This window comes from Rhodanobacter sp. FW106-PBR-R2A-1-15, from assembly GCF_058789735.1.
In genome coordinates this window covers 1-22,236 of record NZ_JBYTEM010000034.1, presented here as the reverse complement: position 1 = coordinate 22,236, position 22,236 = coordinate 1, and the positions used below count along the sequence as shown (strand labels likewise).

The following is a 22,236-nucleotide window of genomic DNA, read 5'->3' as shown; positions in this document are numbered from 1 at the left end:
ACCCATTCCTCACTGGCCAGACCGGGCTGGCCCGGAGGCGACGAACGGAACCTCGCGGATTCGACACCGTCCCCCCGATTCGTTCCGCGGCGACCCGCGCCTCCGCTCAGCCGTGCCCGAAGAACGCCGCGAAGGCCGCGGCCGTGCGCTCGATGCCGTCGTCGTCGATGTCCAGGTGGGTCACCAGGCGCAGCGTGGGCAGGTAGCCGATGCTGATGCGGATGCGGGCCTCGCGCAGATGGACGTCCAATTCGCGCAGTCGGCCGGCGGGCACGTCGACGAACACCATGTTGGTGTACTGGCCGAGCAGGTCGACGCCGGCGATCTCGCGCAGGCGACCGGCCAGGTAGGCGGCGCGGCGGTGGTCGTCGGCCAGCCGCGCCACATGGTGGTCCAGCGCGTACTGGCCCGCCGCGGCGAGCATGCCGGCCTGGCGCCAGCCGCCGCCGGTGACCTTGCGCCAGCGGCGCGCCTTGTCGATCAGCCCGTGCGAACCGAGCAGCACCGAACCGACCGGCGCGCCGAGGCCCTTCGACAGGCATATCGACACCGTGTCGAAGTGCCGCGCGATCTCGCGCGCCGGCACGCCACCGGCCACCGCGGCGTTGAACAGCCGCGCGCCGTCCAGGTGCAGACCAAGTCCATGCGCACGCGCCGTGTCGTGGGCCGCCTGCAGATAATCCAGCGGTAGCACGCGACCATGCCAGGTGTTCTCCAGCGCCAGCACGCGGGTACGCGCGAAGTGCGGGTCGACCGGCTTGATCGCCGCCTCGATGCGCTCCAGCGGCAGGCTGCCGTCGGCCGCCTGCGCGATCGGCTGCGGCTGGATCGAACCGAGCACCGCCGCGCCGCCGCCCTCGAACTTGTAGGTGTGCGCGTCCGCGCCGACCAGGTATTCGTCGCCGCGCTCGCAGTGGCTCATCAGCGCCAGCAGGTTGGACTGGGTGCCGCTGGGCACGAACAGGCCGGCGTCGAAGCCGAGCTCGTCGGCCAGCCGCTGCTGCAGCGCGTTGACGGTGGGGTCCTCGCCGTAGACGTCGTCGCCGACGTCGGCCACCAGCATCGCTTCGCGCATGGCGGCGGTGGGGCGCGTTACCGTATCGCTGCGCAGATCAACCCATTCCACGGTGCACTCCTCGATTCCGGCCAGGGCAGCCAGCTTGGCCGCATCGGGCGCGCCGGACAAGCCCGGCTGTTCAGACGCGGCGGCGGAAGTACAACCAGGCGGCGGCCACCAGGATCAGCGCCGGCAGCAGGTTCGCCACCAGCGGCGGCATGCCGTACACGGTGCCGAAGTTGACCATCGCCTGCTGCAGGAAGTACCAGCCGAGCGCGAGCAGGATGCCGATGAACATGCGCTTGCCCAGCCCGCCGGAACGCAGCGAACCGAACGCGAACGGCATCGCGCACAGCACCAGCACCAGCACGTTGAGCGGATACAGCGCACGCCGCCAGAACGCCACCGCGTAGCTGCCGGAGCTCTGGCCGTTGCCTTCGAGATAGTCCATGTTGCGGCGCAGGTCGCGCATGGAGAGGTACTGCGGCTGGATCACCGACTGCGCCAGCACCTGTGGATCGAGGCTGGACTGCCACGGCAGCGCGGCCGCGGTGCTGGCGTGCGTGCCCTGCGCATCCAGCGTGGTGACGCGCGCGTCGTGCAGCACCCATTGCTTGCCGTTGTGCTCGGCAGTCCTGCCCCATACGAAGCGGCTGAGCTTGCCGTCCGCACCGAAAGTGAACACGCGCACGTCGCTCAACTGCACCGCGCCGACGCCGTCGCGCTGCTTCAGCGAGGTGCCGCGGGCGTTGATCACGTCGGCGCCGTCGCGCGCCCACAGCCCGCTGCTGGTGCCCATGCCGAGGCTGCCGGTCTTCGCGCGCAACTGCATCGCCTGCGCCTGCTGGTCGCCCCACGGCGCCAGCGTCTCGCCCATGATCACCACGCCGACGATCAGCACCGCGACCACGCCCGCCGCCGAGCCGGCGATGCGCAGGCGCGACATGCCAGCCGCGCGCAACGCGGTGAGCTCGCCGGTGCTGGCCAGCCCGCCCAGGCCGAGCAGGCCGCCGATCAGCGCGGCATTGCCGAACATCTCGTAGGCGCGACGCGGGAAGGTCACCAGCACATAGGCCACCGCATTGCTCAGCGTGTAGCCATGCTTGCCGACGTTGCCGAGCTGGCGCAGCAGCTGGGTCACCGCATCGAAGCCGGTCAGCACCAGCCACACCATCAGCATCGAGCCGAGCACGCTCAGCGCCACCAGCCGGTCGACCCGCTTGATGTTGAATACCGTCATGCCGGCACACCCGACGACGACCCGCGCAGCTTGCGCGGGGAATACTGCTTCCACAGCATCCACAGCGCCAGCGCCAGCACCAGTGCGTGCAGCGCCCACAGCGGCGCCTCGCTATGCCAGTGGCCCTTGCCGATCTGCGCACGGCCCAGCGCCAGCAGCGTGTAATAGAGATAGAAGGTGACCACCGCCAGCAGCAGGCGGCCGTATTTCGGTTCGCGCGGACTCTGCCGCGACAGCGGCAACGCCAGCAGCAGCAGCACTAAGGTCAGCGGCGGTGCGTTGGCGCGCCAGGCGAATTCGGCGCGGTCGGTCGGGTCGACCGAGCGGAACAGCGTCCAGCTGCTCTTGGAATGCGCCGGGTCATCGTCGTCGTTGGCCTGCACGCTGGACAGCGAGGTGTCGTTGCGCCGGTACTGCATCTGCCGCCAGTTGTTCGCACCCAGCGGAATGTCGTACTGCCAGCCGTCCTTGAACGCGATGAAGCGGCCTTCGCCGTTGCTCTCCTGGTACAGCGCGCCGCTGGCCGCGCTGACCACCTTGAGGTGCGGCGGGCCGTCCTTGCCCTCGCTCTGACTCGCCACGAAAGTGCGCCCCAGCTTGCTGCCGTCGCGACTCAGGCTGTCGACGAAGATGATGCCGCCCCTGCCTGGCAGTTCGGTGAAGCGCCCGGCGTCGAGCCCGGCCGCGATCACCGAACGGTTCGCCTCGGCCACCAGCGCGTCGCTGGTGCGCACCGCCCACGGCCCCAGTCCCAGCGAAACCAGCGCGGTGAGCGCCACCAGCAGCCCGCCGAGCATCAGTATCGGCCGCAGCAACCCGCGCGGGCCCATGCCCGACGAGGACAGCACGTGCATCTCGCTCTCGCGGTACATCCGGCCCAGCCCGAGCAGCACGCCGACGAAGCTGGCCAGCGGCAGCATGTTGGTGAGGCCGTCGAGCGTGCGCAGGCCCAGCACCTGGAACATCACGCTGGCCGGGAAGCTGCCGTTGGCCACCTGCTGCAGCACCTTGGCGAACGCGCTGCCGGCCACGATCACCAGCAGCACCACCACGGTGGCGGCCACGGTCTGCGCCAGCTCGCGCAGGAAGTAGCGGTCGAGGATGCTCAGCATGCGATAAACTTGTCCGCTTGAACGGCCCGGCCGATCGGCCGGCAAACCGCAAGTCTAGCCTGTCCGGCCGCCGCCGGGCCCACGCAGGAACCTCCCCGATGACACTCCAGTTCAGCCTCGGCGCCGCCGCCCCCGCCACCGTCGACAGCGCCTGCGTGCTGATCGGCGTGTACGAACAGGGCGTGCTGACCAGCGCGGCGGCCCAGCTGGACAGTGCCGCCGGCGGCGCGATCAAGCGCCAGGTGGAGAGCGGCGACATCAGCGGCAAGGCTGGTTCCACCACCGTGCTGTTCGCGCCTGCCGGCGTCGCCGCGCAACGCGTGCTGGTGGTCGGCCTGGGCGCGCAGAAATCGTTCGACGCGGCGCGCTACCAGAAGGTGAATATCGAAGCGGCGCGCGCGCTCGGCCGCCTGCCGGTGGCGAACGCGGTGTCCTATCTCACCGAGGTGGACGTGCCCGGCCGCGACATTGCCTGGCGCGTGCGCATCGCCGCACTGGCCAGCGACCACGCCGCCTACCGCTACACCGCCACGTTCAAGCCGCGCGACAAGAGCAAGCAGACCGAACTGGCCGCGCTCACCTTCGCCGCCAGCGCCGACGCGCAAGCCGGTCTGGACCAGGCCGTGGCGATCGCCGAGGGCGTGCGCTTCGCGCGCGAGCTGGCCAACCTGCCGCCAAACATCTGCAACCCGGCGTACATCGCCGCGCAGGCCCAGGCCTTCGCCGACGCGCAGGACAAGGTCAGCTGCAGCGTGCTCGACCACGTCGAGATGGAGAAGCTCGGCTTCGGCTCGCTGCTGGCGGTGGCGCGCGGCTCGGTCAACAAGCCGCGGCTGATCGCACTCGAGTACAAGGGCGGCAACGACGGCGACAAGCCGTACGCGCTGGTCGGCAAGGGCGTCACCTTCGACTCCGGCGGCATCAGCCTGAAACCCGGCGCCGGCATGGAGGAGATGAAGTTCGACATGGGCGGCGCCGCCGGCGTGCTCGGTGCGTTCGTCGCCGCGGTGAAGATGGGCCTGAAGCTCAACCTGGTCTGTGTGGTGCCCAGCGTGGAGAACATGCCCGGCGGCGACAGCTACCGCCCCAGCGACGTGCTGACCAGCCTGTCCGGCCTCACCATCGAAGTGCTCAACACCGACGCCGAAGGCCGGCTGATCCTGTGCGATGCGCTGACCTATACCGTGCAGACCTTCCAGCCGCAGGCGCTGGTCGACGCCGCCACGCTCACCGGCGCCTGCGTGATCGCGCTGGGCAAGCACGCCAGCGGCCTGATGAGCAAGCACGACGACCTCGCCGCCGAACTGCTCGCCGCCGGCGAGGAAACGCTGGACCGCGCCTGGCGCCTGCCGCTGTGGGACGACTACCAGGCGCAGCTCGACTCCGGCTTCGCCGACGTCGCCAACATCGGCGGCAAGAGCGCCGGCGCGATCACCGCCGGCTGCTTCCTGTCGCGCTTCACCGACGGCCAGCGCTGGGCCCACCTGGACATCGCCGGCACTGCCTGGGAGGAAGGCCGCAAGGGCCTCGCCACCGGCCGCCCGGTGGCGCTGCTGGCGCAGTGGCTGTTGGACCGGGATTCGTGATTCGGGATTGGTAAGAGCCGAAGCCCGCACCCCGTCGAATCCCGAATCCCGAATCCCGAATCCCGAATCCCGAATCCTGATATGCGCGCCGACTTCTACCTGATCGACAAGCCGCGCTTCCGCGAGCAGCCGCTGCTGCTGGTCTGCGAGCTGGCGAAGAAGGCATTCGCCGGCGAGCAGCCGACGCTGATCCTGGCTCGCGACTTTGCCCAGGCCGAGACGCTGGACGAGCTGCTGTGGGCGTTCGACGACGACGCGATGATCCCGCACCAGCTGGCCGGTGATGACGACGACGAGCAGACCGCGGTGCTGATCGCGCCGCCAGGCGTGGACAGCGCCGACCGGCCGCTGCTGATCAACCTGCGCGAGAGCTGCCCCGCCGGCCGCTACCAGCGCGTGCTGGAAGTGGTGGCCGCCGACCCGGCCGAACGCGAGGGCTCGCGTACGCGCTGGCGCGAGTACCAGCGGCTGGGTTTCGAGCTGCACAAGTACGACATGTGAGCTGGAGCCTGTTCGAAGCTCCCGACGCGGGACGTCGGTGGGCGCCCGTCCCGGCGCTCATGCTGGCATCATCGGGCCGTCCACCACCCGCACCAGCGCGGCCACCAGCTGTTCGCCGCTGAGCGGCTTGCGCAGGAAGCCGTCCATGCCCGCCGCGCGCGCCTTCGCCTCGTCCTCGCTGCCCTGGCGCGCGGTCACCGCCACGATCGGCAGGCGTAGCCCGGCGTGCTCGCGCTGGCGGATCAGCCGCGCGATCTGGAAACCGTCCACGCCCGGCAGGTCCAGATCCAAGAGCACCGCGTCGAACTGCGCATGCGCCAGCTCGGCCAGCGCGGCCAGCCCGTTCACCACGTGCACCACCGCATGGCCCTCGCGCTCCAGCAGGCCGCGGATCACCGCCGCCACGATGGTGTCGTCCTCCACCAGCAGCAGCCGGTAGCTCCGCCCGCTCGGCCGCTCCACCGGCGCCGGCGCCACCGCCGGGGCGCTCAGCGGCAGCCGCACGCGGAACGTGCTGCCGTGGCCCAGCCGCGATTCCAGCTCGATGCTGCCGCCCATCATGTCCACCAGCTCGCGGCAGATCGCCAGCCCCAGCCCGCTGCCGGCGCGCCGCTGCGGACTCTCGGCCTGCTCGAAGCGCTGGAACAAGCGCGCCTGGCTGGCCTCGGGAATGCCCGGGCCGGTGTCGCTGATGCTGAACTGCAGGCCGCCCTCGATCCGCTGCGCGCGCAAGATGACGCTGCCGTGCTCGGTGAACTTCAAGGCGTTGTTGGCCAGGTTCAGCAGGATCTGCTTGATCCGCACCGCGTCGCCCAGCAGCTGGGCCGGCAGCTCCTCGGCCAGCTCCAGCACGAAGCGGATGCCCTTGGCGTGCGCCAGGCCCTGCTCCAGCTGCGCCACGTCCTCCAGCAGTTGCCGCGGCTCGAACGGCACCGGCTCCAGTTCCAGTTTGCCGGCCTCGATCCGCGCCAGGTCCAGCGCGTCGTTGAGCAGCTTCAGCAGCATCCCGCCGGAGCGCTGCATGGCCTGCGTGTAGTCGTGCTGCTGGCGGTTCAGCGGCGTGCTCAGCAGCAACTCGGCCATGCCCATCACGCCGGTCATCGGCGTGCGGATCTCGTGGCTCAGCGTGGCCAGGAACTGCGTCTTCGCCGCGCTCGCCGCCTCGGCCAGCTGCCGCTGCTGCTCCACCAGCTGCATGCGATGGCGTTGCGCCATGCGCCGCCGCCAGCCGCGCAGCACCAGACCGGCCAGCGCGGCCGCGAGCAGCACGTAGATCGCCCACGCCCACCAGCGCAGCCACGGCGGCGCCTGCACATGGATGCTGATCGGCGTGGCCAGCCCGACCCAGCGATCATCGGCACCGGCAGCCCGCACTTCCAGCGTGTAGTCGCCCGCAGCAAGCCCCGCAAAGTCCCGCTCGGCGCGGTTGCCCGCATCGACCCAGCCGCTGTCGAACCCGCTCAACCGGAAGCGGTAGTGGTTGACCGCGGGGTTGATGAACGAAGCGAGCCGTACACCCACGCGCAGGTCACGATCGCGCCAACCCAGTTGCACCACCTTGCTGTCGAGGGCGATGGCGCGTACTTCGCCGGCGCGTTGCACGTTGAGATACGCCAGCGACAGCGCCGGCAACGAGCCGGCCTTCTCCGTCTGCAGCAACCGTTCGGGCTGGAACGCCACGACACCGCCGCTGCTGGCGACAAACATCATTCCGCCGGGTGCCATGGCAGTCGCGGTGCCGTCGAAATTTGCATTCGACAGACCATGCGCCGGACCAAACGACTTGAAGCGGCGCGTATGTTGATCGAACAGCCACAAGCCCGGATTGGCAAACACCCATAACCGGCCTTGTCGATCCACCCGCAAGTCGCGCAGATCCGACTTGAGCCCCTCGTGGTCGAGGTCGATGCCGTCATCTTGCATGGCATGTCCGTCGGCATACCGGTAGTGTTCGAGCGCCGAGCCATTGGTGGCCAGCCAGAAGCCGGTCGCATCGAAGGCGAAAGCAACGATCTCCTGCCGCGGTATGCCCGGCACGAAACGCAGTTTCCCGTCCTTCTCATCCTGCCGCAGCAAACCGCCCTCACTCGCATACCAGAGACTGCCCGCATGGAAAGTGATCTGATCGGGACGCAGGATGCCGTCGCTGCCCTGCTCCATTGCTACCGGCGCAATGGCCAGGCTGTCGGGGTCGACGACGAACACGCCTTCATTCCATGAGGCGACGTACACCCGTCCAGCGTCGCCGGCACAGAGCAGCACGGGTCGCGTCACTCGCGCATGGCCAAGATCGATCGAAGCAAGCTTGCCTCGGTCGAGCAGATGGAGCTGGGGCGGGTTGTCGATCCACAGGCGGCCACGCGAATCCTCTGCCAGCGACACGATCTGCCCCTGGATGCCCTGCACGACATGCTGTATCCGGCCGGTCACCGCATCCAGCTTGTCGATCCAGCCATCGTTGCCACCCAGCCACAACCTGCCATCGCGGCCCATGAGAATCGTCGACGCCGCAATACCGGTCAGGCTGTCGGCATCGTCCGGAATGTGGGTAAAGCGGGAGAACCCGCCCCATCCCGGCGGCAGGTAGGCGATGCTGGATTGCTCGAAGGTGATCCATAGTCCACCTTCGCCATCGAGAGTCGTCTGCCACGTCTTGCTACTGGGCAGCCCACCCTGCAACAGCGGTTGAGCAGCGATCCGCTGCAGCTGTCCATCGGCATGATCCCCGTCGACCTGATCCAGAAAGACACCTTCGGCCGTGGCTATCCACAATCGGCCCGATGCGTCGCGGGTGCTGCTCATGATTCGTTGCGATGACAGCTGCCGGCTCGCCAGCGGCCGCGCCACGCCATCGGCGCCGATGATCAGCAGACCGCCGGTCAGCGACACCCGGATCTCGCCGTGCCCGCCGTCGATGCGCCAGGTCTTGCCCAGGTCGCCGCGAAACGAGGGATCCACCGGCACCTTGTGCATCGTGCCGTCGGACTCGCGCAGGTACAGGCCACTTTCCGCACCGATCCACAGCCGACCGTCGGCCCCGGCAAACAGCGCCCGCGTCTGGCCGAACGAGGCGGAGCGTTTCCCACCGCCAACGTCCAGCGGTATGTGGTCGAACCCGCTTCCATCCGGTCGCAGGCGATCGAGGCCGCCCTCCGTGGCCACCCACAACGTGCCGTCGGCCGTCTGTGCCATGCCCCAGACTTCGTCGCTGGCCAGGCTGGCCGCCTGCTTGTCGTCGTGCGTCCACAACCGGAAGCGCTCGCTCTTCTGGTCATAGGCAGTCAGCCCGGTCGAAATGCCACCGGTCCAGACCCGGTTGTCGCGATCGATCAGAAGGGAATACGTGGGGTTGGCAGGCAAGGAGTTCGGGTCATCTGTCGCATGCCGAAACACCTTGAAACCGACCCCGTCGAAGCGCACCAGACCACCGGCCGAGCCAAACCACATCAGGCCGTTGCGATCCTGTGCCGCGGCGTAGATCGCGCCGCTCGGCAAACCGTCCGTCGTCCCGTAGCGACGGAACTGCGGCGTCGGCAACGGAGCCGCCGCCGGTGTGCCCGCCACCACGGGTTCTGCCAGGGCAGCGGGCATGGACACGAACAACGCGCCCAGGACCACGCCCAGCAGCCAAGCGGACAACCTTGATCCGTTCCCCATCAGTCCCCCCGATCCGGCGCTGCGAGTCTGCGCCGGCCTCGGCCGAAGCCCCATTCCGGCACACGATAGTGCCAAAACCACGTCGCGGGCGCGAACAGGGCTGCGCAGGGTCGGCGCCAGGAAGCTGGCTAGAATGCGCGGATGTCCCGACGCCTGCGATTGCTGCTCACCGCGTTGGCCGTGGCCGCGCTGCTATGGCTGCTGTTCGCCGCCGCCGAACGCGCGCTGGCGCTGGCGCAGCGTTTCCTGGATCTGCCGACGTGGCTGCAGTGGACGCTGGGCGGCGTGCTGCTGGTTTTCGCCGCGACCGGCCTCGCCGTGCTGTGGTGGCTGCTGCGTCCGCGCCGGCGACGCCGGCCGCCGCCGACACCCGATCGCGGCAGCCTGGAGCAGCGCATCGGCCAGCTGCGCGAACGCGGCGCCGACACCGGCGCGCTGGCGGCCGAACTGGGCGAGCTCGATCGCCGCCGTACCAGCGCGCGCGTCTACGTCGCGCTGTTCGGCGAGATCTCCAGCGGCAAGTCCAGCCTGGTTCGCGCGTTGGCGCCGCATGCGCAGGTGGCCAGCGACGTGCGCGGCGGCACCACCCGCGCCGTGGGCCATTACGACGGCCACCTGCCGGATGGCCGCACTCTGGTGCTGGCTGACGTGCCCGGTAGCCGCGAGGCCGGCGGCGAGGCGCACGAAACGTTGGCGCGCGAGGAAGCTTTGCGCGCGCACGCGGTGATCTATCTGTGCGCCGGCGACCTCAACCGCGGCCAGGCCGACGAGTTGCGCTGGCTGGCCGACTTCGGCAAGCCGCTGCTGCTGGTGCTGAACAAGGCCGACCAGTGGAGCGATGCCGAACGCGATCAGTTGCTAGCACGCCTGCGCCGGCATGCGCAAGGCATCGCCAGCGCGGTGCTGGCGATCAGTGCCGGCGGCAGCGAACGCTACCAACGCCAGCTTGCCGACGGCGGCACCGAATCGGTCGAGCGCCAGCGCAAGCCGGCGATCGAGCCGTTGCTGCAGGCGCTCGAACGGCTCACCGCGCCCGGCGCCGAAGGATTGGAGCTGCTGCGCGAGCAGGCAGTACTGGCCGGCCTGCACCAGCGCACCGGTACGCTGGAGGCGCTGACCCGCGCAGAAGAAGCCGAACGCGTCGTGCGCAAGTACGCGCGCCGCGCGATTGTCGGCGCGCTGGCCGCGGTGGCGCCGGGCAGCGACCTGGTGATCCAGGGCGTGCTCGCCACCGGCCTCACCCGCGCGCTCGCCGAACTCTATGGCGTGAAAGTCAGCGACGTGCAGATCGAGGATTTCGTGCAGCAGGCCCGACTCACCCTGCGCACCGGCAGCTCGATCGTGCTGGCTGTCGCCGGCAACGCGATGAAAGCCTTCCCCGGCCTCGGCACGCTGGGCGGCGGCGTGCTGCACGCCTTCGCCTACGCGCTGATCTTCGACTCGATGGGCCGCGCACTGGCCGCCTCGCTGGCCGAACGCAAAAGCCTCGACCAGCACGACGCCGGCGAACGCCTCAAGGAACTGCTCGCCGATACTGGCGGCACCCGCCTGCGCCAGCTGGCCGCGCTGACGATGGAAGCGGTGCGCGAACGCGCGGATTGAGGGGTGGCGGCTGGTGTGCGCGACAGTCGCCTTTCACCATCCGGAGAAAAAGCCCAAGAGCTTTCGTCCTCCTGCGGAGGCCGAGGTACTTCTCTTTTGCTTGTCCAAAAGAGAAGTACCCAAGAGAAAACGACACCCCGCTTGGCGCTTGCCGGGCATCCTGCCCGGCAAGTCCGTGAGCCGGGGCCGGGCTTTTCGACCGGACTCCTGTCCGGACGAAAAGGAGCCGACATCCCTGTCGACTCCCGCTGCGCGGCCTGTCGACCCCGGCTCACCGCCGCACAGGGGCCCCGGGTAAAGCTGCGGGCCATCCTGGCCCGCACTCGGTGATGAAGCTGAAAAGCAACAGCCACAGCAAAGCGTCGCTTTGCTGTGGCTTCGCTCTCGCTCTTGATCTGGCTCTTCTGAAAAGTGCGCGCTGCTGGGAGCGCGCTGCTCTACCGGGGTCCCCTCTGCAGCGGCGGGCGGGTGGAGGAAAAGCCCGCAGGGTGGCCGGCAGGGATGCCGGCCAGTTTGTCGTCAGCACAGGATGTGCTGTCGACAAACCCCGTAACCCGAGCGCGAACCTTGCGGGCAGGATGCCCGCAAGGCGCGGAAGCGGGGTGGCCTTTCTCTTTGGTTACTTTCTCTTTGGCCACGCAAAGAGAAAGTAACTCGCGCGCCGAAGGCGCACGAAAGCTCTTGTCTCTGATGCTTTTCGCTCTGAATGCGGCAAGAGCAAGAGCATCGCGCACGACCGAAGGAAGTCCCTTGTGGACAGAGTGCGCTACAGGGCCACGCAAGAGAAAAAAGTGACTCGGCCGCCGCTGGCAGATCAAGATCCCTGCTCCCGAACCAACAGCGTCATCGCGCCCAACAAGAACCCTATGGTGTGCCGGCAAACGCCGCGCGCAGCCAGTCGTGCATCAGGCGGTAGCTGCGGGTGGCGGCACGCTCGTCGTAGCGGCAGCCGGGCGAGTTCTCGCCGACTTCGGTGAAGCAGTGAACGGCGTGGCCGAGCACCACGAACTGCCAGTCGGCGGGGCTCATGCGCACCTCGTCCATGAACTTGTCCGCATCCGGCATGGTGCCCTTGTCATCGGCGCCGTTCATGACCAGCACGCGCGCCTTGATATTTTTCGCCAGTGCCGGGTTGTCGGTATCCAAACCACCGTGAAACGACACCACCGCGGCCACGTCGGCGCCGCTGCGCGCCAGATCGAGCACGGCCGAGCCGCCGAAGCAGAAGCCGATCGCAGCCAACTTCGATGCGTCGAGCGGCGCGCTGGCGGCCTGCGCCTTCAGCTGATCCAACGCCAGATTGATCCGCTTGCGCATCAGCGTGCGGTCGCCGTACAGCGGCTTCACCGCCGCCTGCGCCTGGTCGGCATGGCCCGGCTGCGGGCGCACGTTGGCGCCGTACATGTCGGTGAGCAGGATCACGTAATCCTTGCCGGCGATCATCTCGGCCTTCTTTACGGCCACGTCGTTGACGCCATACCAGTTCGGCACCATCACCAGGCCCGGCCGCTTCGCGCTCGACGCGTCGTCGTAAACCAGTACGCTGTGGAAACGGGTGCCGTCCTGGGTCCATTCGATCGGGCGATGCACCATCTTCGCCTGAACGGCAAGGCTTGAACCGGCGAGCAACAGCAGGCAACAGAGTCGGGCGATGCGCATGATCGATCCTCCGGTGATGTGGACTCCCTCCCCTGCTTGTCCCAAAGGGACTCCCTTCGGTCGCAGGGGAGGGTTGCGGTGCTCCTCCCCCTGCAAGCAGGGGGAGGAGCAAAGATCACAGTCCGGCAGCGTGTTCCGACAGCCGCCGCTTGAGCGGCGCGAGGCGGTCCAGCACGCGCACGCCGATGCCGCGCGCGGCCACCAGCGCCGGTGACTGCCAGGCGTAGATGCGGGCCAGGGCATCGAAGCCCAGCGCATCCAGCGTATCGGCGCTGCGCCGGCGCCGCGCGTAGCGACGCAGCACGTGGGCGGCACCGATGTCGCGACCGGCGGCACGCGCGTCGATCAGCGTGTCGCGCAGTTCGGCCACGTCGCGCAGGCCCAGGTTGACGCCCTGCCCGGCCAGCGGATGCACCGCGTGCGCGGCGTCGCCCAGCAACACGAAACGGTCGGCCTGGTAGCGCTCGGCCAGCTGCAGCTTCAGCGGGAACGCCGCGCGCGGCGTGGTGGCGACGATCCGGCCCAGCCGGAAATCGCTGGCGACGCCGAGTTCGTCGAGGAAAGCCTGGTCGTCCAGCACCAGCACGCGCTGCGCCTCGGCCTCGGGCAGCGACCACACGATCGAGCTGCGCCCGTCGGCCAGCGGCAGCAGCGCCAGCGGACCGCACGGCAGGAAGCGCTGCCACGCAGTGTCCTGGTGCGGACGTTCGGTGGCGACGTGGGCCACCACCGCGCGCTGCGCGTAGTCGCGACCGCGCGTGCCGATGCCAGCCAGTGCGCGCAGCGGCGAGCCGGCGCCGTCGGCCGCCACCAGCAGGCTGGCGGAAAGAGTCTCGCCATCGGCCAGTTCCAGCTGGATGCGATCCTCGCGCGCCTCGAAACCGCGCACTTCGGCCGGGCACAGCCGGCGCACACTGGCTCCTGCGCGTCCTGCGCCCGCGGCACTGGCACTTCCCTGTGCGGCGTCCAGCGCCTGCCACAGCGTCCATTGCACCAGGCTGTTCTCGACGATGTAGCCGAGCCGGTCGCGACCCTCGCTGGCGGCGTCGAAGTCGATCGCCGCGCCGCTTGCGGCGTCCCAGACGTGCATGTGCGTGTACGGGCTGGCGCGGGCAGCGCGGATGGACGTCCAGACGCCCAATTCGTCCAGTAGCATCACCGACGACGGCGCCAGCCCGACCACGCGCAGGTCCACCTCGGCATGCGCATCCCAGGCCGCCGGCGCGTGCGCCTCCAGCAGGGCGGTGGCGAAGCCCGCGCGCGCCAGGGCCAGCGCCGCGGCAGCACCCACCATGCCGCCGCCGACCACGGCCACGTCCAGCGCGGGCGGGCGACGACGCGAAGTCATCTCCTGTGCCGGTGCATTCATGGCAGACGCTCCAGCACCGCCAGCGGCGGCTCGCCGCGGAAACCCATGCCGCGCCGCGCCAGTGCGCGCTGCAGCGGCGACAGCCGGTCGCAGGCGAGCAGGGCCAGCGAGCGCAGCGGCGCCAGCAGCGGCTGCGGCAGGCAAGCCAGCTGCACCAGGCCGTGGCTCATCGCCATGGTGCCCTCGCGGTCCGGCGCGCGCCGCGCGGCGTAGCGCGCCAGCAGCTCGGATGCGCCCGGCTCGGGCGCGGCGGCGACCAGTTCGGCCAGGGTCAGTGCATCGCGCAGGCCGAGATTGAAACCCTGCGCGCCGATCGGGTGCACGGTCTGCGCCGCGTTGCCCACCAGCACCGCACGCGGCGCAATGAGTTGCGCCGCGGCGACCCGCTGGATCGCATATGGATGCCGCTTGCCCGGGCGACTCAGCCGGCCCAGCCGCCAGCCGAAACGGCGCTGCGCCAGCGCGATGAAACCGGCGTCGTCCAGCGCTGCCACCGCCTCGGCCTCGGCAGCCGCCACCGTCAGCACCAAGCCGCAGCGGCGCTCGGCCAGCGGCAGCAGGGCGACCGGCCCTTCATCGGAAAAACGCTCCCACGCGCGGTTCGCGTGCTCGCGCTCGGGGGTGACCGTGCACACGAACAGGGTCTGCCGGTAGTCGTGCCTCTCGGCGTCGATGCCCAGCTGCGCGCGCACGAACGACTGCGTGCCGTCGGCGCCAACCAGCAGCGGCGTGTCGAGGCTGCGCGTGCCGTCGGCGGTTTCGACCTGGGCGCGCCAGCCGCTGGGCAACGGCTGCAGCGACGCCAGTCTCGCCGGCGCCAGCCGGGTCAGCCGGGTGCATTCGTCGAGCCGGCGCAGCAGCGCCGCGCCGAGTTCGCGTGCCGGCAGGGTCCAGCCCAGCGCGTCGACGCCGTGTTTCTCCGCATCGAGGCGTGCGCTACCGAACTCGCCGGCGCGGGTGACGCGGATGTGCCGGATCGGGGTGGCGCGGACGGCCGCGTGCCGCCACACGCCGATCGCCTCCAGCCCGTTGACGGTGGCGCGGGCCAGCGCCAGATTGCGCTCGTCGTAGCTGGGCTGGGCATCGGTGCGCGGCGCGGCGGCCTCGACCAGGGTGGCGGCGACGCCGGCGGCATCCAGCGCGATCGCCAGGCTGGTGCCGACCAGGCCGCCGCCGATGACCAGCACGCTGCCGCCGGCAGGGGATGCGGAAGCATTCATGCCGTGGATGATACGCGCCGGCGCGGCACCGACACATTGGGCCGGTCGCATTGGGCTAAACTTGGAGACCTGTATCCCGCCGAGCTGCACGGAGTCCACATGGCAACCTCAACGACCCGACGCCTGACCATCTTCCTGGGCCTGGCCCTGGTGATGGGCGTCACCCGCTTCCATCCCTCGCTGCTGCACCACGCGTTGTGGGACGCCTCGTGGGGCGTGTTCTTCCTCGCCGGCTTCTGGCTGCGCGGCCAGGGCCGCTGGGCCTTCCCGCTGCTGATGGCCGAAGCGGTGCTGATGGATTACCTGGTGATCAGCGGCCAGGGCATCGACTTCTGGAGCCACTACTGCGTGTCGCCGGCCTACTGGTTCCTGCTGCCGTCCTACGGCGCGCTGTGGCTGGGCGGCAGTTGGCTGGCGAAGCGCCAGCAGGGTCTGAACCTGCGCACGCTGGGCCTCGCGGCCGGCGCGCTGCTGGTGGCCGAGGGTGCCTGCTACCTGGTCTCCAACGGCAGCTTCTACTGGATCAGCGCCAGCGTGCCGGCGCCGCGCAGCTTCGGCGCGTGGCTCGGCAACCTCGGCGACTGGTATCTGCCGTTTCTCGCCGGCACTGCCGTGTACGTGGCGCTGGGCGCAGTGCTGCACGTGCTGGCGACCCAGCTGGCGCACGCCGCGCCGCACCGCGGCTACACCCGGCACTGACATGGGCAACCGCCTCTCGCGGATCTACACCCGCACCGGCGACGACGGTTCGACCGGTCTCGGCGACGGCTCGCGCGTGGGCAAGGACTCGCCGCGGGTCGATGCCTACGGCACGGTGGACGAACTCAACAGCACGATCGGCATGCTGCTGGCCGCCGACGGCGTCGATGACGAGGTACGCGAGGCGCTGACCCAGGTGCAGCACGACCTGTTCGACCTCGGCGGCGAGTTGTGCATTCCGGGCATGGCGATGGTCGAGGACAGCGACATCGAGCGGCTGGAACGCATCCTCGACACGCTCAACGAGCCACTGCCGCCACTGAAGGAATTCATCCTGCCCGGCGGCGGCATGGCGGCAGCCTGCAGCCACCTCGCACGCACCGTGTGCCGGCGCGCCGAGCGCGCGGTGGTCGCGCTGTCGCGAGTGGAGGACATCCGCAACCAGCCGCAGCGTTACCTGAACCGGCTGTCCGACCTGCTGTTCGTGATCTCGCGCGTGCTGGCCCGCACCAGCGGCCACGGCGAAGTGCTGTGGCAGCACGAGCGCCGCCGCAAGCCCTCCGCGACCTAGAGCCGCCGCGATGCTGCGGCTGTACACCCATCCTGCCTGCCTGCAGCACGACCCCGGCCCGGGGCACGTCGAGCGGCCGGCACGGCTGCAGGCGGTGCTGCAGGCGTTGGACCACGACCGCTTCGCCGCGCTGGACCGCATCGAGGCGCCGCGGGTTACCCGCGAGCAGCTGCAGCGCGTGCACGGCGCGGCGCACATCAGCGAGGTCCTGCTCGGTGCGCCGGCGGGCGAGATGCTCGCGCTGGATCCGGATACGGTGATGGGCCCCGGCTCGACCGAGGCGGCGCTGCGTGCCGCCGGCGCGGTGGTCGCGGCGGTCGACGCGGTGCTCGGTGGCGAGGTGCGACGCGCCTTCTGCGCGGTGCGGCCGCCCGGCCACCACGCCACGCGCGAGCAGGCGATGGGCTTTTGCCTGTTCAACAACGTCGCGGTGGGCGCGGCCCATGCGCTGGTCGCGCATGGGCTCAAGCGGGTGGTCATCGCCGACTTCGACGTGCACCACGGCAACGGCACCCAGGACATCTTCGAGCGCGAGCCGCGCGTGCTGTTCGCCTCCAGCCACCAGTCGCCGCTGTACCCGGACAGTGGCCGCGAGGACGAGCGCGGGGTGGGCAATATCGTCAACGGCACGCTGTCGCCGGGCGCCGGCTCGCACGAGTTCCGCGAGCTGTGGGACGGCGTGCTGCTGCCGCGGCTGCATGCGTTCAAGCCGCAGCTGGTGCTGGTCTCGGCCGGCTTCGACGCCCACCGCAACGACCCGCTGGCCGACATCCGCCTGGGCAGCGAAGACTACGCGTGGATCACCGAACGCCTGGCGGCACTGGCCGACGCGCATGCGGGCGGCCGGATGGTGTCCACCCTGGAAGGTGGCTACGACCGGGGCGCGCTGGCCGCCTGCGTGGGCGCGCACGTCGGCGCCCTCATCGGCTAGGCCGCCGCACGGCGCCTTGCTTTCCCACTCCGGATTTCCCTTCCAGTACCCGTCCCGGCTGAATCCCCGGCGTGCGGCGACAAAGCTTCACCTGCCGTCCGGGGGGTCTTTCTGCTAGCTTAACGAGCCTTCGAAGCCGGCAGATTCCCCGTGACGCCCAAGCTACCTCCACGCCGCCTGCTGGCGGTCGCTGCCGCCCTTGCCCTGTTCGGCGGCCAGGCCGACGCCAGCACCCCCCCGGCCCCGCCCGCCGCTCCGACCAACCAGGCCTGTCCGCTGGGCTCGTTCCATTGCGCGCCGCGCCCGCTCAACTACGCCATGTGCCGGCCCAATGCCCTGCTGGAGTTCTACGACCCCAGCCTGGGCAAGGACGCCAGCCTGCGCGAGACCAGCCCCACCCTGGTGCAGGCGCAGCACGTGGACAGCTCCAACCAGTCCGTCTACCACCTCTCCGGCGAAGTGAAGCTGCAGCGCGCCGACCAGCAGCTGCAGGCCGAGCGCATCGACTACAACGACCAGAACACCGACTACGACGCCCGCGGCAACGTGCGCTACCAGGAGGCCGGCCAGTTGCTGGCCGCCTCCAGCATGCGCGGCAACACCGAGGCCAGCCGCGGCACCGCCAACGACGTGCGCTACCAGATGCTCGACGCGCGCGGCAACGGCACCGCCAGCCAGGGCCAGATGCTGGATGCGCAGCACTCGCGCTACTCGCAAGCCACCTACTCCACCTGCGACGTTGGCCACCACCTGTGGGAGTTCCGCGCCAAGTCCATCACCATCAACAAGGAAACCGGCGTCGGCGTGGCGCGCAACGCCACCATGCGCCTCGGCAACGTGCCGTTCCTGTACCTGCCGTACTTCAGCTTCCCGGTCGACGACCGCCGCAAGACCGGCTTCCTCTACCCGACCGTGGGCCACACCAGCCGCTCGGGCTACGAGATCAGCACGCCGTACTACCTGAACCTGGCGCCGAACTACGACGCCACGCTGGACCCGCGCTACTACAGCGCGCGCGGTGCGATGCTGGCCGGCGAATTCCGTTACCTGACCGCAGGCAGCCGCGGCCAGCTCAACGTGGAGTACGTGCCGGACGACCGCGGCGGGAACGACGGCCTGGCCGTCACCAAGGGCGACTCGCGCTACCTGGTCAACTTCTCCGACAGCACGCAATTGTGGCGAGGCTGGCAGTTCGTGGGTTCGTACAACCACGCCTCGGACAGCAGCTACCTGTACGACTACGGCGATGCCCTGTCTCACTCCGCCGTCTACACGCTCGCCTCCAATGCCGCGATCATGGGTGGCGGCAAGTGGTGGAACGCCTCCTTCGGGGGCACCATCTACCAGAACGTCAACCCGTTCGTCACCGACTACGGTCTGCCCTACAAGCAGCTGCCCTACGCAAGGTTCAGCCTGGACGTGCCGCTGTCGCGCTGGCTGGAAGTCGGCGTGGACAGCTCGGCGGTGGCGTTCCGCAAGGCGGGCTTCGTCGAAGGCCAGCGCGAGGACATCTACCCGTACCTGGCGGCCGACTTCGGCAGCTCGGCCTGGTTCGTGCGCCCGCGGCTCGGCTACCGCTACACCGCCTACCAGCTGGACAGCAGCTACCAGAACTACGGCTACGGTGGGCAGCTCGGCAGCGGTGCAACCTCGCCGTTCAACCAGAAGTCGCCGAGCCGCTCGATGCCGATCGTCAGCCTCGACAGCGGACTGGTGTTCGACCGCAGCACCACGCTGTTCGGCAGCAGCTACACGCAGACGCTGGAGCCGCGGCTGTACTACCTGTACGTGCCGTACCGCAAGCAGGACAACCTGCCGCTGTTCGACACCAACGTGATGTCGTTCGACTACTGGCAATTGTTCTCGACCAACCAGTTCTCCGGCGCCGACCGCCAGATGGACGCGAACAACCTCACCGCGGCGCTGACCAGCCGCCTGCTCGACGACGGTGGTGTCGAGCGGGTATCGGCCAGCATCGGCCAGATCCACTATTTCAGCCCACAGAAGGTGCTGGGCACCGACTGGGTCCGCTCGTCCTACGTGGCCCAGCTCGACGTGCAGCTCAGCGAGCGCTGGCGCCTGGGCAGCAGCTATCAGTGGAGCCCGAACACCCGTCTCACCGACCTGGCCTCGGTGCAGCTGCAGCGGCGCATCCGCACCGACGGCGTCCTCAATTTCTCCTACCGTTACCGTCGGGGCCTGCTGGAACAATACAACGCCTCCGTGGTCTACCCGGTGTCCGAGCGCTGGCGGCTGGTGGGCGCATGGACTTACTCGGTGAAGGATCGCGAGAGCGTCGATGCACTGGCCGGCGTGGAGTACGACAGCTGCTGCGTGTCGCTGCGGCTGGTGGGGCGCAGCTACGTGAACCAGAGCTACTACGGCTTCGGTCCGGCGCCGACCGGCGGCAACATCAACCATCGCGACAATGCCGTCATGTTCGAGGTGGTTTTCAAGGGGCTGGGCTCCACCGGCAGCCAGATCGATCCACTGCTGCGCCGTGATATTCTCGGCTATCAATAAACGCATTCGCCCCGGCGAAATCAGGCTTTCCACTGATGAAGCAATCCCTTGCATCCCTCCTGCTCGCGCTCGCGATCATGCTCCCCGCCCACGCCCAGCTGCTGGCGCCGGCCGACCAGCCGCTGGACCGCATCGCGGCGGTGGTCAACGACGACGTGATCCTGCAGAGCGAGCTGAACGACGCCGTGGCTTCGGTGCAGCAACAGTACGCCGGCCGCGCCGGTCAGCTGCCGCCGATGAACGTGCTGCAGCAGCAGGTGCTGAATCGGCTGGTGCTGATGCGCCTGCAGATCCAGAAGGCGCGGGACCAGGGCATCCGCATCTCCAATGCCGACGTCGACCAGGCCGTGCAGGGCGTGGCCGAACAGAACAAGCTCACTCCCGAGCAGTTGCGTGCCGAGGTGGAGCGCAGCGGCGCCAGCTTCGCCTCGTTCCGCGAGCAGCTGGCCGACCAGATCACCGTGCAGCGGCTGCACCAGAGCGTGGTGCAGGATTCGGTCTCGGTCACCGACAGCGAGATCGACAACCTGCTCAGCAGCCCGACCTACAAGGCCGGCGAGGTGCACCTGGCGCACATCCAGATCGGCATCCCGGGCGGCGCTGACGCCACCGCGATCCAGGCCAGCCAGGCCAAGGCCGAGCAGGCGCTGGCCGCGATCAAGGGCGGCATGGATTTCAACGCCGCCGCGATCCGCTACTCCAACGCGCCCGATGCGCTCGACGGCGGCGACCTCGGCTGGCGCCGGCTGGACGAGATCCCGCCCGCGTTCGCCGACACCCTCGCTTCGATGAAGCCCGGCGACGTCAGCGCGGCGCTGCGCGGCCCAACCGGCTTCCACATCCTCAAGCTGGTCGATCAGCGCCAGAACAGCCGCAAGATGGTCACCGAGCTGCACGCGCGGCAGATCCTGATCAAGCCAAGCGACCTGCTGACCCCGGCGCAGGCCCAGCAGAAGGCGCAGGACCTGTACCACCGCGTCGTCGACAAGCACGAGGACTTCGCCACGCTGGCGAAGGAAAACTCCAAGGACGACACCACCGCCAACATCGGCGGCGACATGGGCTGGTTTCCGCCGCAGGCATGGGGCCAGGCCATTGCCGCGCAACTGGCCCAGCTGAAGGACGACCAGGTATCGCAGCCGTTCCAGAGCGCCGCCGGCTGGCACATCGTGCAGCGGCTCGGCGAACGCCAGCGCGACCAGACCGTGCAGATCGAACGCGACCAGGCGCGGCAGGCCATCGGCACGCGCAAGTCCGAACAGGTCTACGACGACTACCTGCGCGACCTGCGCTCCAACGCCTATGTCGACGTCCTGGTGCCCGAGTTGCGCGACGCGGACAGCCAGGCTGCCGCCAGCTCGCCGTAACGGCGGTTGGACACCATGCCACTGCCCCGGCTCGCGCTGACGGCGGGTGAGCCGGCGGGCGTTGGCGCCGAACTGCTGATCCGCCTGGCCGCCACGCCGCTGGCGGCGAGCCTGGTAGCGATCACCGACCGCGGCTTGCTGCAACGCGCCGCCTCGCGCTGCGGCGTGGCCATCGAACTCACCGACGACGACGGCAGCCACCAGGCGGCACGCCGCCCCGGCTCGCTGCGTCTGCACCACGTTCCGCTGGCCATCGAGGAAGTGCCGGGGCGGCCGGACCCGCGCAACGCCCGTCACGTGCTGGACACGCTGGCCGAAGCCGCCGACGGCTGCATGGCTGGCCGCTACGACGCGGTGGTCACCGCGCCGCTGCAGAAGTCCTCGATCAACGACGCCGGCATCCGCTTCAGCGGACATACCGAATTCTTTGCCGAACGCGCGCGCGCCGACGTGGTGATGATGCTGGCCAGCCCGGAACTGCGGGTAGCGCTGGCCACTACCCATCTGCCGCTCGCAGCGGTATCGGCGGCGATCACGCCGGCTGCGCTGACCCGCACGCTGCGCATCGTGCACGCCGAGCTGCAGCGCAAATTCGGCATGGCCGCGCCGCGCATCGCGGTGCTCGGGCTCAACCCGCACGCCGGCGAAGGCGGCCACCTCGGCCGCGAGGAGATCGACACGCTGATCCCGGTGCTCGACGCCCTGCGCCGCGAAGGCATGCAGCTGCTCGGCCCGCTGCCCGCCGACACGGCCTTCGTGCCGGCACAGCGCGCGCATTACGACGCCGTGCTGGCGATGTACCACGACCAGGCCCTGCCGGTGTTGAAGAGCGAGGCGTTCGACCGCACCGTGAACCTCACCCTCGGCCTGCCGTTCATCCGCACCTCGGTCGACCACGGCACCGCGCTGGACCTGGCCGGCAGCGGCCGCGCCGATCCATCCAGCCTGATCGCGGCGGCAAACCTCGCGTTGGCGCTGGCGGCGCGCCAGCGAGAAGAGCACGAAGAGGAGTGAGAAGTGAGCAAAAGCAGCCAGGCCACCACTCTCGTTCCCCGCTCCTCTTCGCTCAGAGCTTGTGAAGAAAACCACATCCTGTGGTTTTCTTCGATCGCGAGTCCGGTACACGCCCGGACTCGCTCACA

16 protein-coding genes are annotated in these 22,236 nt (G+C 69.4%); 9 read left to right on the top strand and 7 right to left on the bottom strand.

Features of this window, described 5'->3' with window-relative positions; genetic code table 11:
• Positions 1 to 106: 106 nt before the first annotated feature.
• From ltaE to lptF, 3 genes are all read right to left on the bottom strand, one after another.
• Positions 107 to 1,126 (bottom strand): low-specificity L-threonine aldolase, encoded by a 1,020-nt coding sequence (gene ltaE / locus AC3WTD_RS15460; RefSeq protein WP_492614313.1) that lies wholly within the window; start codon positions 1,124 to 1,126, stop codon positions 107 to 109.
• A 70-nt stretch (positions 1,127 to 1,196) separates the two neighbouring features.
• A complete protein-coding gene (gene lptG / locus AC3WTD_RS15455) occupies positions 1,197 to 2,297 on the bottom strand; it encodes an LPS export ABC transporter permease LptG (protein WP_492614312.1) in 1,101 nt (366 codons plus the stop codon).
• A complete protein-coding gene (lptF, locus tag AC3WTD_RS15450) occupies positions 2,294 to 3,409 on the bottom strand; it encodes an LPS export ABC transporter permease LptF (RefSeq protein WP_492614311.1) in 1,116 nt (371 codons plus the stop codon). Before lptF ends, lptG begins: the two co-directional genes overlap by 4 nt.
• Before the next feature lie 98 nt (positions 3,410 to 3,507).
• On the opposite strand from lptF, the gene AC3WTD_RS15445 reads away from it, so the two are divergent.
• Positions 3,508 to 4,995, top strand: a complete 1,488-nt coding sequence (locus AC3WTD_RS15445) for a leucyl aminopeptidase (RefSeq protein WP_492614310.1) — start codon at positions 3,508 to 3,510, stop codon at positions 4,993 to 4,995.
• An 81-nt stretch (positions 4,996 to 5,076) separates the two neighbouring features.
• Positions 5,077 to 5,496 (top strand): DNA polymerase III subunit chi, encoded by a 420-nt coding sequence (locus AC3WTD_RS15440; protein ID WP_492614309.1) that lies wholly within the window; start codon positions 5,077 to 5,079, stop codon positions 5,494 to 5,496.
• 57 nt (positions 5,497 to 5,553) lie between these two features.
• Here the strand turns inward: AC3WTD_RS15440 and AC3WTD_RS15435 are convergent, their stop codons facing one another.
• Positions 5,554 to 9,153 (bottom strand): hybrid sensor histidine kinase/response regulator, encoded by a 3,600-nt coding sequence (locus AC3WTD_RS15435; RefSeq protein ID WP_492614308.1) that lies wholly within the window; start codon positions 9,151 to 9,153, stop codon positions 5,554 to 5,556.
• 141 nt (positions 9,154 to 9,294) lie between these two features.
• On the opposite strand from AC3WTD_RS15435, the gene AC3WTD_RS15430 reads away from it, so the two are divergent.
• Positions 9,295 to 10,755, top strand: a complete 1,461-nt coding sequence (locus AC3WTD_RS15430; protein WP_492614307.1) for a GTPase — start codon at positions 9,295 to 9,297, stop codon at positions 10,753 to 10,755.
• 864 nt (positions 10,756 to 11,619) lie between these two features.
• Here the strand turns inward: AC3WTD_RS15430 and AC3WTD_RS15425 are convergent.
• The 3 genes from AC3WTD_RS15425 to ubiH form a co-directional block, all read right to left on the bottom strand.
• The gene (locus tag AC3WTD_RS15425; protein WP_492614306.1) at positions 11,620 to 12,414 is read right to left on the bottom strand and encodes a dienelactone hydrolase family protein; all 795 of its coding nucleotides are present in this window, start codon (positions 12,412 to 12,414) and stop codon (positions 11,620 to 11,622) included.
• Between the two features lie 115 nt (positions 12,415 to 12,529).
• Positions 12,530 to 13,783: a UbiH/UbiF/VisC/COQ6 family ubiquinone biosynthesis hydroxylase gene (locus tag AC3WTD_RS15420; protein WP_492614305.1), complete on the bottom strand. Its 1,254-nt coding sequence runs from the start codon at positions 13,781 to 13,783 to the stop codon at positions 12,530 to 12,532.
• Positions 13,780 to 15,003 (bottom strand): 2-octaprenyl-6-methoxyphenyl hydroxylase, encoded by a 1,224-nt coding sequence (ubiH, locus tag AC3WTD_RS15415; protein WP_492614304.1) that lies wholly within the window; start codon positions 15,001 to 15,003, stop codon positions 13,780 to 13,782. Before ubiH ends, AC3WTD_RS15420 begins: the two co-directional genes overlap by 4 nt.
• Positions 15,004 to 15,102: 99 nt before the next feature.
• On the opposite strand from ubiH, the gene AC3WTD_RS15410 reads away from it, so the two are divergent.
• The 6 genes from AC3WTD_RS15410 to pdxA all read left to right on the top strand — a co-directional run bounded on the left by AC3WTD_RS15410 (position 15,103) and on the right by pdxA (position 22,108).
• Entirely contained in the window at positions 15,103 to 15,702 is a 600-nt protein-coding gene (locus tag AC3WTD_RS15410) for a hypothetical protein (RefSeq protein WP_037090122.1), read from the top strand.
• Between the two features lies 1 nt (position 15,703).
• A complete protein-coding gene (locus AC3WTD_RS15405) occupies positions 15,704 to 16,273 on the top strand; it encodes a cob(I)yrinic acid a,c-diamide adenosyltransferase (protein WP_027493433.1) in 570 nt (189 codons plus the stop codon).
• 10 nt (positions 16,274 to 16,283) lie between these two features.
• Entirely contained in the window at positions 16,284 to 17,204 is a 921-nt protein-coding gene (locus tag AC3WTD_RS15400) for a histone deacetylase family protein (protein WP_492614303.1), read from the top strand.
• A gap of 150 nt (positions 17,205 to 17,354) precedes the next feature.
• Complete coding sequence (locus tag AC3WTD_RS15395; RefSeq protein WP_492614302.1) at positions 17,355 to 19,727, top strand: LPS-assembly protein LptD; 2,373 nt, start codon at positions 17,355 to 17,357, stop codon at positions 19,725 to 19,727.
• Positions 19,728 to 19,762: 35 nt separating this feature from the next.
• Positions 19,763 to 21,094, top strand: a complete 1,332-nt coding sequence (locus AC3WTD_RS15390) for a peptidylprolyl isomerase (protein WP_027493436.1) — start codon at positions 19,763 to 19,765, stop codon at positions 21,092 to 21,094.
• A gap of 15 nt (positions 21,095 to 21,109) precedes the next feature.
• Positions 21,110 to 22,108 carry a 4-hydroxythreonine-4-phosphate dehydrogenase PdxA gene (gene pdxA / locus AC3WTD_RS15385; protein ID WP_027493437.1) on the top strand — a complete coding sequence of 333 codons (999 nt, stop codon included), beginning with the start codon at positions 21,110 to 21,112 and terminating at the stop codon, positions 22,106 to 22,108.
• Positions 22,109 to 22,236 lie beyond the last annotated feature (128 nt).

Coding starts and splice junctions, on each gene's coding strand:
- AC3WTD_RS15405 (WP_027493433.1), top strand. CDS start 15,704: ATGGGCAACCGCCTCTCGCGGATCTACACCCGCACCGGCGACGACGGT.
- AC3WTD_RS15410 (WP_037090122.1), top strand. CDS start 15,103: ATGGCAACCTCAACGACCCGACGCCTGACCATCTTCCTGGGCCTGGCC.
- ubiH (WP_492614304.1), bottom strand. CDS start 15,003: ATGAATGCTTCCGCATCCCCTGCCGGCGGCAGCGTGCTGGTCATCGGC.
- AC3WTD_RS15445 (WP_492614310.1), top strand. CDS start 3,508: ATGACACTCCAGTTCAGCCTCGGCGCCGCCGCCCCCGCCACCGTCGAC.
- lptF (WP_492614311.1), bottom strand. CDS start 3,409: ATGCTGAGCATCCTCGACCGCTACTTCCTGCGCGAGCTGGCGCAGACC.
- AC3WTD_RS15420 (WP_492614305.1), bottom strand. CDS start 13,783: ATGAATGCACCGGCACAGGAGATGACTTCGCGTCGTCGCCCGCCCGCG.
- AC3WTD_RS15425 (WP_492614306.1), bottom strand. CDS start 12,414: ATGCGCATCGCCCGACTCTGTTGCCTGCTGTTGCTCGCCGGTTCAAGC.
- AC3WTD_RS15440 (WP_492614309.1), top strand. CDS start 5,077: ATGCGCGCCGACTTCTACCTGATCGACAAGCCGCGCTTCCGCGAGCAG.
- AC3WTD_RS15435 (WP_492614308.1), bottom strand. CDS start 9,153: ATGGGGAACGGATCAAGGTTGTCCGCTTGGCTGCTGGGCGTGGTCCTG.
- AC3WTD_RS15430 (WP_492614307.1), top strand. CDS start 9,295: ATGTCCCGACGCCTGCGATTGCTGCTCACCGCGTTGGCCGTGGCCGCG.
- lptG (WP_492614312.1), bottom strand. CDS start 2,297: ATGACGGTATTCAACATCAAGCGGGTCGACCGGCTGGTGGCGCTGAGC.
- AC3WTD_RS15400 (WP_492614303.1), top strand. CDS start 16,284: ATGCTGCGGCTGTACACCCATCCTGCCTGCCTGCAGCACGACCCCGGC.
- pdxA (WP_027493437.1), top strand. CDS start 21,110: ATGCCACTGCCCCGGCTCGCGCTGACGGCGGGTGAGCCGGCGGGCGTT.
- AC3WTD_RS15390 (WP_027493436.1), top strand. CDS start 19,763: ATGAAGCAATCCCTTGCATCCCTCCTGCTCGCGCTCGCGATCATGCTC.